A 17,654-nucleotide genomic window follows, 5' to 3' on the forward strand; every position below is an offset into this window, starting at 1 on the left:
ATCCAACCGAGCTCTTCCTCCTGAGCTCAAACTGGCGGCCATCCATCAGCCCAGCCCCGGATGGATGGCCGCCTTCTTCCACTCGGCGGAGAAGCGTTGATGGCAACCCGGCAGACGCAATTCCTCGCGAGGTCGCTGCTGACCCCGGCCGTCGGATTGCTGTTCGTCTGGATGATCGTCCCGCTCGCGCTGACGCTCTATTTCTCGACGCTGCATTACAGCCTGCTGGATCCCGGCTCCGAGGCCTTTATTGGCTTGGAGAATTTCCGCTACTTCCTCACCGATCCCGCCTTCCTCGCCTCGCTCCAGAACACGCTGGTGCTGGTCGGCTCGGTGCTGGCGCTGACGATCCTGCTCGGCATTCCCCTGGCGCTGTTGCTCGACCAGCCCGTGATCGGCCGCAATTTCGTGCGGCTGATGGTGATCGCGCCGTTCTTCGTGATGCCGACGGTGAGCGCGCTGGTCTGGAAGAACCTGTTGATGCATCCGGTCTCCGGGCTGTTTGCCTGGCTCGCCTCGCTGTTTCATCTGACGCCGATCGACTGGTTCAACGACGTGCCGCTGTTTGCCGTGATCCTGATCGTGGCCTGGCAATGGCTGCCGTTCGCGACGCTGATCCTGCTCACCGCGCTGCAATCGCTCGACGAGGAGCAGAAGGAAGCCGCCGAGATGGACGGCGCCAGCGCCGTCTCGACCTTCATCTACATCACGCTGCCGCACCTCGCGCGCCCCATCACGGTGGTGATCCTGATCGAGACCATCTTCCTGCTCACCGTCTTTGCAGAGATTTACGTCACCACGGGCGGTGGCCCGGGGCTGTCGACCACCAACATCGCCTTCCTGATCTATTCGCAGGCGCTGATCCAGTTCGACGTCGGCAGCGCGTCCGCCGGCGGCCTCGTCGCGGTGGTGATCGCCAACATCGTCGCCTTCTTCCTTGTCCGCATCGTCGGCCGCAACCTGGAGGCTTGAAGCATGGCGCGGATGGCGACGAGACGGCGGGTGGTCATATCGACGATCGGGGCCTGGTTCTTCGGCTTCCTGATCTTCTTCCCGATCCTGTGGATGGTGCTGGCGAGCTTCAAGACCGAGCTCGAAGCCTTCGCCATTCCGCCGTCCTTCCTGTTCTTCCAATGGACCACCGAGAACTATGCCACGGTGCAGGAGCGCAGCGATTATTTCCACCATGCGATGAACTCGATCATCATCGCCGGCGGCTCGACGCTGATTGCGCTCTTGATCGCGATCCCTGCAGCCTGGTCGATGGCGTTCTCGCCGACCAAGCGCACCAAGGACATCCTGCTCTGGATGCTCTCGACCAAGATGATGCCGCCGGTCGGCGTGCTGGTGCCGATCTACCTGATCTTCAAGACGTTCGGCCTGCTCGATTCCCGCGTCGGCCTGGTCTTCATCCTGTGCCTCGGCAATCTGCCGATCGTGATCTGGATGCTCTTCACCTATTTCAAGGAGATCCCGCGCGACATTCTGGAGGCCGCGCGCATGGACGGCGCCACCATCGGCCGCGAGCTGGTCTATGTGCTGACGCCGATGGCGATCCCGGGGCTGGCGTCCACGCTGCTGCTCAACCTGATCCTGGCCTGGAACGAGGCGTTCTGGACGCTGAACCTGTCGACCTCGAACGCTGCGCCGCTGACGACGTTCATCGCCTCCTATTCGAGCCCGGAAGGGCTGTTCTGGGCAAAACTGTCGGCGGCCTCGACGCTGGCGATCGCGCCCATTCTCGTCCTCGGTTGGTTCAGCCAGAAGCAGCTCGTGCGCGGGCTCACCTTTGGCGCGGTGAAATAAGGGGGCTGCCATGGGTCAGATCACACTTCAGGGCGTGCAGAAATCCTTCGGCCCGGTGCACATCATCAAGGGTGCCGACCTCGACATCGCCGACGGCTCGTTCGTGGTGTTCGTCGGTCCGTCCGGCTGCGGCAAGACCACGCTGCTGCGGCTGATCGCGGGGCTCGAGGACGTCAGCGGCGGCAAGATCCTGATTGACGGCAAGAACGTCGTTGATACGCCCCCGGCCAAGCGCGGGCTGTCCATGGTGTTCCAGTCCTACGCGCTCTATCCGCATATGAGCGTGCGCGGCAATATCGGCTTTGGCCTGAAGATGGCTGGCCTCGCCAAGGACGAGATCAACCGCAAGGTCGAGGCCGCCGCCGCGACGCTGAACCTTTCGCCCTATCTCGACCGCAAGCCGCGCGAGCTCTCCGGCGGCCAGCGCCAGCGTGTCGCGATCGGCCGCGCCATCGTCCGCGAGCCCAAGGCGTTCCTGTTCGACGAGCCGCTGTCCAATCTCGACGCCGCGCTGCGCGTGCAGATGCGCATCGAGGTGACACGGCTGCAGAAGCAGCTCGGCACCACCGCGATCTACGTCACCCACGACCAGGTCGAGGCCATGACCATGGCCGACAAGATCGTCGTGCTCAACGGTGGCAAGATCGAGCAATACGGCTCGCCGCTGGAGCTCTACGAGCGGCCCGCCAATCTCTTCGTCGCCGGCTTCATCGGCTCGCCCAAGATGAATTTCGTCACCGGTGAGCCGGCGTTGCAGAAAGGCGCGGCGACGATCGGCGTGCGACCGGAGCATCTGAAGATCGAGCGGGAGGGCGGAGGCGGCTGGCAGGGAACGATCTCGGTGGCCGAGCATCTCGGCAGCGACACGTTTCTTTATGTCGATGCCGGCCCGCTAGGGATGCTGACCGCGCGCTACATCGGCGAATTGAGCCTGCACGCCGGCGACCGCGTCTCGCTGGTGCCGGACCCCCAGCGCATTCACCGCTTCGATGAGGGCGGCAACGCCCTTCGAGGCTAACAAGAAACGACAAGACAACGGCAAGAAACGGAAAGACCACCATGTACCTGGAAAAATTCAGATTGAACGGCAAGACCGCGTTCATCACCGGCGGCGGGCAGGGCATCGGCCTTGGCTGCGCGGAGGCGCTGGCCGAGGCCGGCGCCCGGGTCATCATCGGCGACCGTGACAGCAAGGTCGCCGACAGCGCCAAAGCCAGCCTGAAGGCGAAGGGTTTTGACGTCGAGACGGCAATCATGGACGTCACCGATACCAAGCGGGTGGCGGACGTGGCGAACGACCTCGTCGCCCGCCACGGCAGGGTCGACATCCTCGTCAACAATGCCGGCATCGCGCGCAGCGAGACGCCGGCCGAGACTGTCACCGACGAGCACTGGCTCAACGTCATCGACGTCAATCTCAACGGCACCTTCTGGTGCTGCCGCGAGTTCGGCAAGCACATGCTGAAGGCGAAAAGCGGCGCCATCGTCAATGTCGGCTCGATGTCCGGCTTCATCGTCAACAAGCCGCAGGAGCAGTGCTTCTACAACGCCTCCAAGGCCGCTGTGCACCATCTGACCAAGTCGCTGGCCGCCGAATGGGGCGCGCGCGGCATCCGCGTCAATGCGGTGGCCCCGACCTATATCGAGACGCCGCTCAACGCCTTCGTCAAGAGTAATCCTAAGATGTACGACGCCTGGATCGGCGGAACCCCGATGGCGCGGATGGGGCAGGTCGAGGAGATCGCCTCCGTCGTGCTGTTCCTCTCGTCAGAGGCCGCGAGCCTGATGACCGGCAGCATCGTGCTGGTGGATGGCGGCTACACTTGCTGGTAGGCTTATCGTCAAAACTGACGAGAGCTTCCGGGAGCGACAATGCCGCGAGCGTATATCGGCGTCGACGTGGGGACCACGAGCACGCGGGCAGGGGTGTTTGACGAGACGGGCACCTTGCTCGCCACCGCCAAGCATCCGATCAGGATCTGGCACGAGGCTGGCGATATCGTCGAGCAGTCGTCCCAGGACATCTGGGAGGCCTGTGCCAAATCGGTCCGCGCGGCCATGACGGAAGCCGCCATCGCACCCGACAGCATCGGCGGCATCGGCTTTGACGCCACCTGTTCCCTTGTGGTGCTTGATGCGCAAGGCGAGCCGCTCACCGTCAGCGCCTCCGGCGAGGCGCAGCGCAACGTCATCGTGTGGATGGACCACCGCGCCACGGCCGAGGCGCGGCTGATCAACGAGACCGAGGATGCCGTGCTGCGCTATGTCGGCGGCTCGATCTCGCCGGAGATGGAGATGCCGAAGCTGCTCTGGCTGAAGCGGCATCTGCGCGCGAGTTTCGACGCCGCAGGTCACTTCTTCGATCTGGCCGACTATCTGACCTGGCGCGCGACCGGCGCGCTGCAGCGTTCGACCTGCACCGTCACCTGCAAGTGGAACTATCTCGCCCATGACGGCGGCGGCTGGAGCGCGCCGTTCTTCAAGCGCATCGGTCTGTCCGACTTCGTCGCCGAAAAATACGCCCGCATCGGCACCGAGATCGTCGCCCCCGGTACGCGCCTCGGCGCAGGTCTCACCCCGGCAGCCGCAGCCGAACTCGGCCTGACGCCGGGCACCCCGGTCGGCGCCTCCCTGATCGACGCCCATGCCGGCGGCATCGGCGCGATCGGCGGCCGCGACGGGGTCGGCGGGGCGAGCGATGTCAGCGACCGTCTCGCCTACATCATGGGAACGTCGGCCTGCATCATGGCGACGACGAAGGAGCCGTGCTTCGTCCCCGGCGTGTGGGGGCCCTATTATTCCGGCATGGTGCCGGAGTTCTGGCTCAACGAGGGCGGCCAGTCCGCAGCGGGTGCGGCGATCGATCATCTCCTCAAGTCGCATCCCGGCCATACTGATGCGGGCGTAGCGGCGCGCAGCCAGGGCCTCGACCTCATCGATTTCCTCGAGCGCCGCATCATCGCGCGCGCCGGCGACGCCAGCCGCGCCGCGCGGCTCGCGCGCGACGTTCATGTGCTGCCCGAATTCATCGGCAACCGCTCGCCCTATGCCGACCCCGACACCCGCGCGGTGATCGCCGGTCTCGATCTCGACACCGACATCGCCTCGATGGAGCGGCTGTTCGTCGCCGGCCTGTGCGGGCTTGCTTACGGGCTTGCCGAGGTGATCGAGGCCTTTGCCGCGCATGGCGTCCGTTCCAGCCTCATGATCATGGGCGGCGGGGCCAGCCGCAGCCCGCTGGTGCGGCAGATCATGGCGGATACCACCGGCCTCACGGTCGCGCTGCCGCAGACGAAGGAGCCGGTGCTGCTGGGCGCCGCCATGCTCGGCGCGGTCGCCGGCGGCGCCTATGCCTCGATCGGCGAGACCATGGCCAAGATGTCGGCGCTGGGACGCAAGAGCGAGCCGACCGCGCCCGACATGGCCGCCTTTCACAGGCGTAAGCGTGAGGTCTACAAGCTGCTGCGCGAGGTCGATCGCGGCAGCCGTGCCGCGATGGCCGACATCGCCAGGGGTTGAAAGAGATGTTGTTATCCTGCGGCGATGCGCTGATCGATTTCGTGCCGACGCGAAACATGGAAGGACGCGAGGCGGTGATGCCGGCCGTCGGCGGCTCCTGCCTGAACGTCGCGATCGGCATGGCGCGGCTGGGCGCGCCGACCGGCTTCGTCGGCGGCATCTCCGCCGACCTGTTCGGGCGGATGATCGCGGATCACGCAATCGCCTCCAACGTCGAGCTCGGCCTCGCCACCCGCAGCGGTCACCAGACCACGCTCGCCTTCGTCCGCATCGTCGCGGGCGAGTCGCATTACGCCTTCTACGATGCGGAGACCGCGACGCGGAACTGGACCTACCGGCGCGGGTCCATTCCCTTCGATACGGTCGAGGCCGTCCATGTCGGCTCGACCACGCTGGTCAACGATCAGGGCGCCGCCGAGACCAAAGCTCTCATCGCAGACGCGCGCGCCTCCTCGACGATCTCCTTCGATCCGAACTGCCGCCCCAACCTCGTCAAGGACAAGCCGGCCTATCTCGCGCGCATGGCGGAGTTCGCCGCCCACGCCGATCTCATCAAGATGTCGGACGTCGATTTCGCCTATCTCTTCGGCGAGGAGCCGTATCAGCAGCGCGCGAGCGCGTTGCTGGGGCAGGGCACCAGCCTCGTCGTCATCACCCGCGGCAACAACGGCGCGATTGCCTGGCATGCGCGGGCAGGGCAGATCGAGGTGCAGGCACCAAAGGTCGCGGTCGCCGACACCATCGGTGCCGGCGACAGCTTCCAGGCCGCGCTGCTGTTCGCCCTGCACAAGCAGGCGCGTCTTGCGCGACGGCAGCTCAAGGACATCAGCACTGAGGAGCTCCGCCGCGCGCTGTCCTTCGCGGCCAATTGCGCCGGCCTGACCTGCACCCGTCCGGGCGCCGATCCGCCCTGGAGCCGCGAGATCACCTGGAGCCTGTAGCCCGTCACAACCCCGCGACGACCTTCTCCGCGCATTTGAGGAAGGTGCGGATCAGCGGGCTCTGTGAATCCCGCCGCCAGCAGACCGCGATGTCGAGGGAGTCGGTGGCGTCGCGCAGCGGCCTGAACACGATGCCGCGCGGGGCGCCGAGCTGCGCGCAGGCGGGCAGGATCGCGAGGCCTTCGCCGGCGAGAACCAGGCTCATCGCCGAATGCACCGTCTCCACCCGGCTCGCGATCGGCATCACCACCTGGTGCCGGCGCAGCAGGGGGACCACGGCGGACGATGCGGGACCATGGTCCGGATGCGGCAGCGCGATCAGCGGACGGCCGTGCAACCGGGCCATCGGTACGGAGCTGAGGCGCGCGAGCGGCGAGCTGGTCGGCATCGCCAGCATGAAGCGCTGCGCACCGATCCGCGCCACCTGGATCTCGGGATGGTTGATCGCCGGCATGCACAGCGCGACCGTGACGCTGCGATCGAGCACCCGGGCCTCGCGTGTCGATGCGCTGAGCTCGGCGAAGTCGAGGTCGACACCGGGCACCGAGCGGCGCAGCTCGGGGATCAGCCGCGGCAGGATCGCATTGGCCAGCACGAACATGTAGCCGACCGACAGTCGCCCGCGTTTGCCGGATGCGACCGCGCGTGCGGCCTCGATGCCGTCGGCCGCCAGCGCCAGCGCTTCGCTGGCGCGCACCAGCAGCGCCTGGCCCGCCTCGGTCAGGTCCATGCCGCGCGTGCCGCGGCGGAACAGCGGCGCGCCGACCTCGGCCTCGAGCTTGCGGATCTGCACCGAGAGCGGCGGCTGCGCCATGCGCAGCCGCTCGGCGGCCTTGCCGACGCTGCGCGCTTCAGCGACGGCGACGAAATAGCGGAGCCGGCGGAGATCCATTGGCATACCGAAAACGTATGGGTTGGCGACAAAAATCGTATTGGACGGCGAGTTAACAAAACTGTCATTCTCGCTGTCAATGCCTGCCAACGGTGGCGGGCCTGCGGAGCGTGATGTGACGATGAACGGCGATCCCTGTCTTCTGTCCGCAACCGAGCTGCGCGGCCTGATCGCCGCCAGAAAGATTTCGCCGGTCGAGATCGTCAGCGCCGTGCTCGCCCGCGCCGAGGCGCTCCAGCCCGAATTGAACTGCTTCATCACGCTGTGCGGTGACGAGGCGATGGCGCAGGCCCGCGCGGCCGAGCGCAAGGTGATGGCCGGCGAGCCGCTTGGCCTGCTCCACGGCATCCCCGTCACCGTCAAGGACATCGTCAACACCAAGGGGGTCAAGACCACCTTCGGCGCGGTGCCTTACAAGGACAACGTGCCGACCGAGGACGCCGTCGCGGTGGCGCGGCTGCGAGCTGAGGGCGCGATCCTGATCGGCAAGACCACGACGCCGGAATTCGGCAGCAAGTGCCTGACGGATTCGCCGCTGTTCGGCCGCACCCGCAATGCCTGGGACGCCTGCCGCTCCTCCGGCGGCTCCAGCGGCGGCGCGGCGGTGGCGGTGGCGAGCGGCATCGCGCAGCTGGCGATCGCGACCGACGGCGGCGGCTCGACCCGGATTCCCGCCGCCTGCAACGGCGTGGTGGGCCTGAAGCAGAGCAACGGCGTGATCCCGCACAGCCAGGCCCTCGACGTCTTCGGCAACCAGACCTATGTCACGCCGACCACCCGCACCGTCGCCGACACCGCGCTGATGATGCAGGCGATGGCCGGTGAAGATCCTGTCGATCCCTGGTCGATCGGCGTGCCGGTGCCCGACTTCGTCGGCACCGCCGCCCCGCGCGGCGACCTGCGCGGGCAGAGGATTTTGTACTGCCTGACGCCGCCGGGCCGCCCCGTTTCCGCCGAGGTCGCCGCCAGTTTCAAGGCGAGCCTCGACCGGCTGGCCGGGCTCGGCGCCGAGCTCGAGGAATTCTCCGGCGAGGGCTTTGACATCGAGCCGATCTGGCGCGCCATCAACCACACCGTCTGGCGCACGCGCTTCGCAAAGCTTGCGGCCGAGCACGGGGACCAGCTGAGCGAGGCCTTCCTCAAGCAGCTCGCGCTCGCCACCGAGGTCAGCGGCGTCGACTACCAGGAGGCGATGTTCGCGCGCACCGCGCTGTTTCGCCACGTACAATCCCTGCTTGCGCGCGGGCACTTTCTGGCGATGCCGACCCTCACGCGCACCGCGCTGCCGATCAAGCAGGATCTGTTCGGCAGCATCGAGATCGACGGGGCGCATTTCGACAGCGTCCGGCCAAACTGGTTCCCCTGGACCATGCCGTTCAACATGACCGGGCATCCCGCCGTAAGCCTTCCCAGCGGCTTTGCCCGGGACGGGCTGCCGATCGGGCTTCAACTGGTCGGCCGCTTCCGGCTTGATGCCGACTTGCTGCGTGTTGCCGCGCTGTTCGAGGCTTCAGGCGACCTTCTGTCCCGCTGGCCGGAATGACGTCATGCGCAAGCAGCAAAGCCCTTGCCTCGGCCGCCCGGACATGTTGATCGTGCCGCGGATGAGCCCTGAAACCGACCGCACATGAGCGTCTTTGTCCTCCGACGTCTGTTGACCCTGCTGGCGACGCTGGTCGGCGCATCGCTGATCATTTTCCTGGTGCTGGATGCGCTGCCCGGCAATGCCGCGCAGATGCTGATGGGGGCCGACGCCTCGCCGGACGCGGTGCGCGCGCTCACCGTCAAGCTCGGCCTCGACCAGCCGCTCCCCGTTCGCTACCTGCAGTGGATCAAGGGCCTCGTCGTCGGCGATCTCGGCAATTCCTATGTCTACGGCACGCCGGTCGCCAGCCTGATCGCGGAGCGGCTGGTGCTGACCATTCCGCTCGCGATCATGTCGATGGCGATCACGGTGACGCTGGCGCTCTCGGCCGGCGTCTACACCGCCGCCAACCACAACAAGCTCGGCGACGTCGGCGTGATGTCGCTGACGCAAGTGGGCATCGCGCTGCCGAACTTTTGGTTCGCGATCCTGCTCGTCCTGTTGTTCGCGGTGCGGCTGCAATGGCTTTCGGCGGGCGGCTTCGCCGGCTGGGAGGACGGCGTCTGGCCAGGCGTCAAGTCGCTGCTCCTCCCGGCAGTCTCTCTGGCGGTCGTGCAGGCCGCGATCCTCGCCCGCGTCACGCGCTCGGCCGTGCTCGAAGTGCTGCGCGAAGATTTCGTCCGCACCGCCCGTGCGAAGGGGCTCGGCAAGCGCGAGGTGCTGTGGAGCCACGTGCTGCGCAACGCCATGATCCCCGTGATGACGGTGATGGGCCTGCAATTCGCCAATCTGCTCGCCGGCACCATCGTGATCGAGAACGTGTTCTACCTGCCGGGCCTCGGCCGGCTGATCTTCCAGTCGATCGCCAACCGCGACCTGATCGTGGTGCGCAATTGCGTGATGCTGCTGGCGACCATGGTCGTCATCGTCAATTTCATCGTCGACGTGCTCTACGCGCTGATCGATCCCCGCATCAAGGTGCACGACCTGTGAGCGCGCCCGTGACCACCTCCATTGACGCACCCGTCGCGACGCGCCGTCTGCCGGCCAAAACCTTCTGGGGCCGCGCGCTGCGCCATCGCAGTTTCGTCCTCGGCGGCGCGCTCAGCCTGCTGGTGCTCGTCTCGGCGCTGCTGTCGCTGGTTTGGACGCCGTGGTCGCCCTACGAGATCGACATCGCCTCGAAGCTCCGGCCGCCATCGGCCGCGCACTGGCTCGGCACCGATTCCTTCGGCCGCGACATCGTCTCGCTGCTGCTCGCCGGCGCGCGCTCCACCATCATGGTCGGCATCATCGCCGTCAGCATCGGTCTCACCTTCGGGGTCTGCCTCGGCCTGATTGCGTCCGCCAAGCGCGGCTGGACCGAAGAGATCATCATGCGCTTCTCCGACTTCACCTTTGCCTTTCCCGCCGTGCTGTCCGCGATCATGCTGGCCGCGGTGGTCGGACCCGGCATGGTGACCTCGATCGTCGCCATCGGCATCTTCCAGATCCCGACATTGACCCGGCTGACGCGCGGCTCGGCCAACGCGATCTGGGCGCGCGAATTCGTGCTGGCCGCGCGCGCGTCGGGGAAGGGAAAATTCCGCATCACCATCGAGCATGTGCTGCCGAACATCCTGTCGATCCTGATCGTGCAGGTCACCATCCAGTTCGCGCTCGCCATTCTCGCCGAGGCCGCGCTGTCCTATCTCGGCCTCGGCACCCAGCCGCCGCAGCCGTCCTGGGGGCGGATGCTGAACGATGCGCAGACGCTGCTGTTCCAGTCGCCGATGCTCGCGGTCTATCCCGGCGCTGCGATCGCGATCGCCGTGCTCGGCCTCAATCTCCTTGGCGACGGATTGCGCGACCTGCTCGATCCCCGCCTGGCGCGGGAGCGATGACGATGGCTGATCGCTCCAACACGCCGCTGATCGAGGTCGACAATCTCGGCGTCCGCCTCAACACCAGCCGCGGACCCGCACAGGCCGTGCGCGGCGTCAGCTTCGCGCTGAAGCGCGGCGAGACGCTCGGGCTCGTCGGCGAATCCGGTTGCGGCAAGTCGGTCACCGCGATGTCGCTGATGGGCCTGTTGCCTGACAGCGCACGCGTCACCGGCAGCATCAAGCTCGACGGCAACGAGCTCGCCGGCTTACCGGATGCGGACTACTGCCGCCTGCGCGGCAACCGCATCAGCATGATCTTCCAGGAGCCGATGACCGCGCTCAATCCGATGCACACGATCGGCAACCAGGTCGCCGAGCCGCTGCGGCGTCACAAGAAATACTCGGCGGCGCAGGCGCGAAAAGAAGCGATCGCCTTGCTCGACCGCGTCGGACTACCCGATCCGGCGCGGCGCATCGATGCCTATCCGCACCAGTTCTCCGGCGGCCAGCGCCAGCGCATCACCATCGCCATGGCGCTCGCCTGCGAGCCGGACCTGTTGATCGCGGACGAGCCGACCACCGCGCTCGACGTCACCATCCAGGGCCAGATCCTCGACCTCATCGCCGATCTCGTCGAGGAGCGCGGCATGTCGATGATCCTGATCTCGCACGACCTCGGCGTCATCGCCGAGAACGTGCAGCGCATGATGGTGATGTATGGCGGCACCGTGGTCGAGAGCGGGCCGACCGACGAGGTATTCCGCCGCATGGGCCATCCCTACACGCAGGGCCTGTTCCGCGCCCGGCCGAAGCTCGGTGCGCGCAAGGGCACGCGGCTGAAGACGATCTCGGGCACGGTGCCGGAGCTAGCGGATCTTCCGGCCGGCTGCACCTTCTCCGAGCGGTGTCCGCTGGTGATCGATGCGTGCCGCGCCGCGCTGCCGCCGATGGTCGACGTCGGACCCGGACACGGCGTGCGCTGCATCAGGACCGACATCTCCATGGCTGCGAATGTCGGAGCGCTGTCCGCATGAGCACCGCGCCTCTTCTCGACGTGAAAGATCTCGAGCAGCGCTACACGCTGCCGCGCGAGAGCCTGTTTCGTCCGCCCGGGCAGGTGCGCGCGCTCAACGGCGTCAGCGTGACGGTCGCGGCCGGCAAGAGCCTCGGCATCGTCGGCGAGTCCGGCTCGGGCAAATCCACCTTCGCGCGCGTTGTGATGGCGCTGGAGCGGCCGACCTCGGGCCAGGTCGCGCTGCTTGGCCGCGATCTCAACCGCATCCCCGCCGACGAGCTGCGGCGCGCGCGGCGCGATTTCCAGATGGTGTTCCAGGACCCCTACGGCTCGCTCGATCCGCGCCAGACCATCGCGCGCATCGTCGCCGAGCCGCTCACTGTGCTGGAAGGCGCCGACCGCACCACCTTCCGCGATCGCGTCGCCGCGGTGCTGCGCCAGGTCGGCCTGCGCGATGCCGACATGGACAAATATCCGCATGAGTTTTCCGGCGGCCAGCGCCAGCGCATCGCGATCGCGCGGGCGCTGATCACCCAGCCGAAGCTGATCGTCGCCGACGAGCCGGTCTCCGCGCTCGACGTCTCCGTGCAGGCCCAGGTGCTCAACCTGATGCAGGACCTCCAGGAGCAGTTCGGCCTCAGCTACATCCTGATCAGCCATGACCTCGCCGTCGTCGACTATCTCTGCGACGAGGTCGCGGTGATGTATCTCGGCCGCATCGTCGAGCAGGGGCGCCCCGAAGATCTGTTCGAGCATTGTGCCCATCCCTATACGCGGGCGCTGCTGGACTCGGTGCCGCGGGCGCGTGCCGGGGGCGGCCGACGCCGACGCGGGGCCCAGGCGATCGCCTCGCAATCGGCGGCCGCGACCGGATGTCCCTATGTCGCGCGCTGCCCGCTCGCCGACCAGCATTGCCGCGAGGCCCTGCCTGAGCTACGCAGGGTGGGCGAGGGGCACCTTGCCGCCTGTCACAAGGCGGAGGCCGTGATGGCGTTGCCGCCAGCGGCCATGGAAGGTTAGTGTCCGGAGCAGGATTGGCGTAGTCTGGGCAGGCAGCAGGCCGGGGAGTTACGAGATGTTCAGGAAACTATCGATCGTCGCATTTGTCGCCGCGCTTGTTGCAGCGCCGCTGCCGGTCCTGGCGCAGAGCAAGAAGGACAGCGTCGTCACGGCGATGGCGCTGGAGCCGCCGGGGCTCGATCCCACCAATGCCGCTGCGGCTGCGATCGCCGAGGTCACGCTCTACAACATCTACGAGACACTGACCAAGATCAACGAGGACGGCTCGGTGTCGCCGCTGCTGGCGGAGAGCTGGACCGCTTCGCCCGACCTGAAGACCTACACTTTCAAGCTGCGCAAGGGCGTCAAATTCCAGAACGGCGAAGCCTTCGATTCCGCGGCCGTGAAATTCTCCTTCGAGCGCAACGCGGCGCCGACCAGCACCAACAAGGACAAGAGCCTGTTCCAGGCTTTCGAGAAGGTCGATGCGCCCGACGCCGACACGGTCGTGATATCGGTGAAATATTCCGAGCCGAACCTGCCGTTCCTGCTGGGACAGGCGAGCGGTTCGATCGTCGAGCCGAAGAGCGCAGCCACCAACGTGACGCAGCCGGTCGGCACCGGGCCCTATCAGTTAGGGGCCTGGGCCAAGGGCTCGTCGATCACCCTGACCAAATGGGCCGACTATCGCAACGCCGCGGCGATCAAGCTCTCGAAGGTGACGATCCGCTTCATCTCCGATCCCGCCGCGCAGGTGGCGGCGCTGCTGTCGGGCGACGTCGATGCATTCCCGCGCGTTGCCGCGGCGCGCGCCTTGCCCCAGTTCAAGTCCGATCCGCGCTTTGCGGTGCTGGTCGGGGGCTCCAAGGCCAAGACCATCGTCGCATTCAACCACCGCAAGAAGCCGCTCGATGACGTCCGCGTTCGCCGCGCCATCATTGCCGCGATCGACCGCAAGGCCATGATCGACGGCGCCGTCGACGGTTTCGGTACGCCGATCGGCAGCTTCTACGTGCCGGGATCGCTCGGCTATGTCGACACCACCGGCATCAATCCTTTCGACCCCGAGAAGGCCAAGAAGCTGCTCACTGAAGCCGGCGTCACCACGCCGCTCGAATTGTCGCTCAAGCTGCCGCCGCCGTCCTATGCGCGGCAGGGCGGCGAGATCGTCGCGGCCCAGCTCGCCAAGGTCGGCATCATCGCCAAGATCGAGAACGTCGAATGGGCGCAATGGCTGTCACAGGTGTTCGCCGGCAACGGTCCGCATAATTTCGACCTCACCATCGTCAGCCATGTCGAGCCGTTCGACCTCGTCAAGATCACCGAGGCCGATTACTATCTCGGCTACAACAACGAGGCCTACAACGCCCTCTACAAGCAGATCGTCTCGACGCCCGACGAAGCCACCCGCGCAAAACTGCTCGGCGACGCCCAGCGCATGCTGGCCACCGACGCCGTCTCCGCCTACCTCTACCAGCCGCAGCTGATCACCATCACAGCCAAGAAGCTGAAAGGCGTCTGGAAGGACGTGCCCCAATACGAGAACGATTTCTCGACCTGGTATTGGGAGTAGGGGCGGCGACAGCGCGGTGCTCATTGCGGTGCCCTTTCCCCTCGTGGGGGAGGGCTATCGCGGATGGCGTCCTGGTGGCGGTCTGAGCGAGCGCCTCGTCCTTCGAGACGACCGCTTCCAGCGGTCTCCGCAGGATGAGGCCAGGCAGTATTGGCCCGTTTGAAATTGCTGCCGCGCGCTCCGCCCTCATCCTGAGGGCCCGCCATCGGCGGGCGTCTCGAAGAATGTATTGCAGGCGAGCTATCCGCAGCTCTTCTCTCTTTCGGCGCTATTGGGTGCGGATGTTTGCTGCAGTGGCCTATCTGCACGAACGCATGACCATCGTGGCATATGCGCTTTGATTTTCGTGATTTCCGCGCCCTTGCCGCGTAGTCGTCGGGAAGCCGCAATCAAGGTGCAGACTTGGGATTGGCTGTGACCGCTGTCGGCGCGGCGCCGACGGGAGCGTTCGCGATGCGCGCCTGTATCCCAATTCCCACACTTCGCGCAAAAGAGCATCCGTTTGTCGCTTTTCGAACAGACGGAAAAAGCCCGCTCCGTTCCAATTCCCCAACAATCAAAAGAGCCGGTCGGGGAGACGAAATGGAACGTACCCTGTTAGTTGAGATGGCGCGCGACAAATATGTCGAGCGGTGCAAGCAACGGGCCTTCGATCATCTGGACCGAGGCGATCTCAAGAACGCGGTTACTTCGTTTGTCGGCAATATGAGCGCGCGTCCCGATTGCGAATTGCCAGCCTACCTGGCAGCGCTTGGCGCTTCGCTGCTCGGGGCGAACGATGCGTCCGGCTGGAGGATGCTGATTGAAGGATTGAGGTGATGATCCGATAAATGCGGCGTGGGGAGGCGTGGGGATGGCTCACTACCGAGCTTACCTTTTGGATCAGCACCACCGCGTCATAAGCGTGGCCAAATTGCAGTGTGCCGACGAGCAGGAAGCACGAGAACGTGCTGCGCAACTGGTCGATGTCAACGACGTTGAGCTATGGCAGCTCGACCGCCGTATTGCGGTGTTTGAGGCCCCCACGAGCCGAACTTCGCAGGCTCCGGGAAAGGGAAAGCCGTGGCGCCCTAAAGACAAATGAGGCGTGCGTGCCGGTGCGCGAATCCCGCGAGTTGAATTCGTGGAGACAACTCCCGGCGGCGCCGCGCCGTCCGCGGATTTTTCCGGCCAGATGCTTCCGGTTCCTGTCGGGAACTACGTGGTCGATCGTCGCTGTGCGCTGGCCGCTTGATTTAGATCAAGCTCGAGACGACGAAATGCCAAATGCATGCGCCGGTGCCGTCGCCGTTGGCGCGGGCATCACCCGCAAAGGCCAGCGGATCGATGGCGCCTCACCATCAGGAGGAAGCTCATGGTTCGCTATGGTCTGATTGGTTTCGCGGCAGCTATCCTCGTCGCTGCCAGCCTGGTGCCCGATGACGCGTTTGCTCGCCGTGGTGGAGGTGGCGGCGGCTTTCGCGGTGGAGGAGGAGGATTTCATGGCGGCGGCATGCGCGCCGGTAGCTTTCACGGCGGCGGCATGCGTGCTGCCCACGTTGGGCGAGGCGGGGCTTATGCCGGACGCATCCACGGCGGTCGCGGCTATGGCGTGGCCGGAGGAGTTCGGCCGTCGCATCCGATAGCAGGCCGCCCGATTGCAGGTCGACCCGGCTATCCGGGACGCCCGATCGCTGGTCGCCCGGGCTACGGCGGCGGCTACTACCGCCCGGGCTTGGGCTATGGTGCTGCCGCGGTGGGCGCCGCCGCTGCCTACGGAGCCTACGGTTACTACAACAACAACTACAACAGCGGCTGCTACTACGACACCAACGGCAGCTACGTCTGTCCGGGTCAGTATCAGTATCAGTATCAGTATTGAGAAGACCAGGTGAGCACGGACGGCGGTGATCGAGGGCCGCCGCCTGTTCTTGGCATTCTCGCCGCCGATTGCTCCGGATAAGAGGCGAACCTGTTGGGCCGGCGCTTCAGGCTGTTTCTGCAATCGAATTTGTAGCCTTCAATCAGCTTTTGTCGCGGTTAACCGGTCCCGCGGGCTCAGGAGGCGCATGCGCGATACATCGCCTGCAGCGGGTTTCCGCGGAGGAATATGGTCCGGGGCGTCAAGCCGCCGCGACGGGCGATCCAGCGTCGCACCGGTGCGGGATACATGAGATACATCATACGCGTCGCGCCGGCGTTCGTGACAGCCCGTCCGCGAGGACCAATATCCCATGCGGCGTGGAACGCCAGCTCGGCCCGCGAAGTCACGCAAATCCTTTCGGCGGGCAGGCTCGCCAGGACAATCGTGCAAGCCGACGCGCAGAAACCGTCGATGATGACACGCTGGCCCGAAGCGCGCAGCCGTTCATACTTGTATACGTACTTCCCGATCGATCCGCCTCGATCGTCTGTGATCCGCACGGCGGCATCGCTGGAGCGCGATCCGGCGACCATGAGTGCTGCGATGACAAGCCTCATCCAGCGTTTCATGCCGAGCCCCTGCGCGTTGCCTGATCAATCCTCTTGAATCAGGCGTCGGTTGGCTTGATCCAGATCAACCAACTCGAAAACACGCCGACATCGGCGCGAGGTTGCCGAGCTTGCGGTTGACCGCGTGGAATGGCGCGCGGATGGCTTCCTGGTTGGTGCGACCGAACACGGCTGGCATCTCCTGTCAGAAGGAAGCGCGATCAACTTTTGGTCGCTCCGGCAACCTCCACGCCCGCGAGGAGATTTGTCAGAGACATTGTCCCAATTAGACCCGTGTCCTCGACTTGATGTCGTCGAACCCCAAAGTATCTAGATTGAAGTCGGGAGTGTTGACTAGCCGGGTTGCGGCTCTCGCGGGGAATAAGCAATGAAGGAAATGCAGGCCCAGCTAGAACTGCTCCGCGCGCAAATCGCCGAATGCGAGCGGCTTCAGAAAGCTGCCAAGAGCGCGACACATTCACGAGATTGCTCGCTCGCTACCGGGCGATCGCCGTGGAGTTGGAGCGAGCAATAGCAAGAATGCCACCGGCTCGCGGTACTTTCCTTGGACCGCAAAGCTGAGGAACCCCATCCGCAAGAACAAGAAGAACGGTAAGGCCCACCTGAATGCAGCCTCTTCGTGCTCTTCATCCAATGTGACCTGTTGGCCCAGTTGTGCTCGAACGATTTGAAGTCGTAACGAATTCGAATCACGTCCGGAGAGTGAAAATTAGTTCTGCGCCATAATCGTAATGACTCCGTCGTAAAAAAAGAAAATAAGGTGCAAAAAACAAAAAATAGCTGGGAGGAGCAAATGGATACTGCGAGTCGCCTGCGCGCGATGGCGTCGCTGTGCCGTCAGACAGCCGCGCATCATCCTGATCGAAGTTGGAAGCTGCTCGCCGAAGCTGAGTATTGGGAGCATTTGGCCAACGATACGCCGCCCGATGATTTCGAACTTTGCCAAGTTGGCTCACCGCCTCATGGAGAGCGCAGTCTCACGCAACC

General features: G+C 65.4%; 16 protein-coding genes. 14 read left to right on the plus strand and 2 right to left on the minus strand.

The window, feature by feature from the left end; all coding sequences use genetic code 11:
• The first annotated feature begins 99 nt into the window (after positions 1 to 99).
• From JQ603_RS28360 to JQ603_RS28385, 6 genes are read left to right on the plus strand one after another with little or no spacing between them, the layout of a single operon-like run.
• A complete protein-coding gene (locus JQ603_RS28360; RefSeq protein ID WP_212344148.1) occupies positions 100 to 972 on the plus strand; it encodes a carbohydrate ABC transporter permease in 873 nt (290 codons plus the stop codon).
• Positions 973 to 975: 3 nt separating this feature from the next.
• Positions 976 to 1,806: a carbohydrate ABC transporter permease gene (locus JQ603_RS28365; RefSeq protein ID WP_212344150.1), complete on the plus strand. Its 831-nt coding sequence runs from the start codon at positions 976 to 978 to the stop codon at positions 1,804 to 1,806.
• A 10-nt stretch (positions 1,807 to 1,816) separates the two neighbouring features.
• A complete protein-coding gene (locus JQ603_RS28370; protein ID WP_212344152.1) occupies positions 1,817 to 2,824 on the plus strand; it encodes an ABC transporter ATP-binding protein in 1,008 nt (335 codons plus the stop codon).
• A gap of 41 nt (positions 2,825 to 2,865) precedes the next feature.
• On the plus strand, positions 2,866 to 3,639 hold the full coding sequence (locus tag JQ603_RS28375; protein WP_212344154.1) for an SDR family NAD(P)-dependent oxidoreductase: 774 nt from the start codon (positions 2,866 to 2,868) through the stop codon (positions 3,637 to 3,639).
• A 39-nt stretch (positions 3,640 to 3,678) separates the two neighbouring features.
• On the plus strand, positions 3,679 to 5,325 hold the full coding sequence (locus tag JQ603_RS28380) for an FGGY-family carbohydrate kinase (RefSeq protein WP_212344156.1): 1,647 nt from the start codon (positions 3,679 to 3,681) through the stop codon (positions 5,323 to 5,325).
• A 5-nt stretch (positions 5,326 to 5,330) separates the two neighbouring features.
• Positions 5,331 to 6,266 (plus strand): carbohydrate kinase family protein, encoded by a 936-nt coding sequence (locus JQ603_RS28385; RefSeq protein ID WP_212344158.1) that lies wholly within the window; start codon positions 5,331 to 5,333, stop codon positions 6,264 to 6,266.
• 4 nt (positions 6,267 to 6,270) lie between these two features.
• Here JQ603_RS28385 and JQ603_RS28390 read toward each other — a convergent pair whose 3' ends face one another.
• On the minus strand, positions 6,271 to 7,158 hold the full coding sequence (locus JQ603_RS28390) for a LysR family transcriptional regulator (protein ID WP_212344159.1): 888 nt from the start codon (positions 7,156 to 7,158) through the stop codon (positions 6,271 to 6,273).
• Between the two features lie 121 nt (positions 7,159 to 7,279).
• Here JQ603_RS28390 and JQ603_RS28395 point away from each other — a divergent pair, with 121 nt between their 5' ends.
• The 8 genes from JQ603_RS28395 (at position 7,280) to JQ603_RS28430 (ending at position 16,056) form a co-directional block, all read left to right on the plus strand.
• On the plus strand, positions 7,280 to 8,701 hold the full coding sequence (locus tag JQ603_RS28395) for an amidase (protein ID WP_212344648.1): 1,422 nt from the start codon (positions 7,280 to 7,282) through the stop codon (positions 8,699 to 8,701).
• A gap of 84 nt (positions 8,702 to 8,785) precedes the next feature.
• Positions 8,786 to 9,736: an ABC transporter permease gene (locus JQ603_RS28400; RefSeq protein ID WP_212344160.1), complete on the plus strand. Its 951-nt coding sequence runs from the start codon at positions 8,786 to 8,788 to the stop codon at positions 9,734 to 9,736.
• Positions 9,733 to 10,626, plus strand: coding sequence for an ABC transporter permease (locus JQ603_RS28405; RefSeq protein WP_212344161.1), 894 nt, complete (start codon positions 9,733 to 9,735; stop codon positions 10,624 to 10,626). The genes JQ603_RS28400 and JQ603_RS28405 overlap by 4 nt, the downstream gene beginning before the upstream one ends.
• Positions 10,627 to 10,628: 2 nt before the next feature.
• Positions 10,629 to 11,642, plus strand: coding sequence for an ABC transporter ATP-binding protein (locus JQ603_RS28410; protein WP_212344162.1), 1,014 nt, complete (start codon positions 10,629 to 10,631; stop codon positions 11,640 to 11,642).
• On the plus strand, positions 11,639 to 12,643 hold the full coding sequence (locus JQ603_RS28415; RefSeq protein ID WP_212344163.1) for an ABC transporter ATP-binding protein: 1,005 nt from the start codon (positions 11,639 to 11,641) through the stop codon (positions 12,641 to 12,643). The genes JQ603_RS28410 and JQ603_RS28415 overlap by 4 nt, the downstream gene beginning before the upstream one ends.
• A gap of 55 nt (positions 12,644 to 12,698) precedes the next feature.
• Positions 12,699 to 14,195 (plus strand): ABC transporter substrate-binding protein, encoded by a 1,497-nt coding sequence (locus JQ603_RS28420; protein ID WP_212344167.1) that lies wholly within the window; start codon positions 12,699 to 12,701, stop codon positions 14,193 to 14,195.
• A gap of 582 nt (positions 14,196 to 14,777) precedes the next feature.
• Positions 14,778 to 15,014, plus strand: coding sequence for a hypothetical protein (locus tag JQ603_RS28425; protein ID WP_245003908.1), 237 nt, complete (start codon positions 14,778 to 14,780; stop codon positions 15,012 to 15,014).
• Between the two features lie 535 nt (positions 15,015 to 15,549).
• Positions 15,550 to 16,056, plus strand: coding sequence for a hypothetical protein (locus tag JQ603_RS28430; protein WP_212344168.1), 507 nt, complete (start codon positions 15,550 to 15,552; stop codon positions 16,054 to 16,056).
• A 176-nt stretch (positions 16,057 to 16,232) separates the two neighbouring features.
• Here JQ603_RS28430 and JQ603_RS28435 read toward each other — a convergent pair whose 3' ends face one another.
• Complete coding sequence (locus JQ603_RS28435; RefSeq protein ID WP_212344169.1) at positions 16,233 to 16,667, minus strand: hypothetical protein; 435 nt, start codon at positions 16,665 to 16,667, stop codon at positions 16,233 to 16,235.
• Between the last annotated feature and the right edge of the window lie 987 nt (positions 16,668 to 17,654).

The organism is Bradyrhizobium liaoningense (assembly GCF_018130825.1).
GTDB classification, from domain to species: domain Bacteria; phylum Pseudomonadota; class Alphaproteobacteria; order Rhizobiales; family Xanthobacteraceae; genus Bradyrhizobium; species Bradyrhizobium liaoningense_B.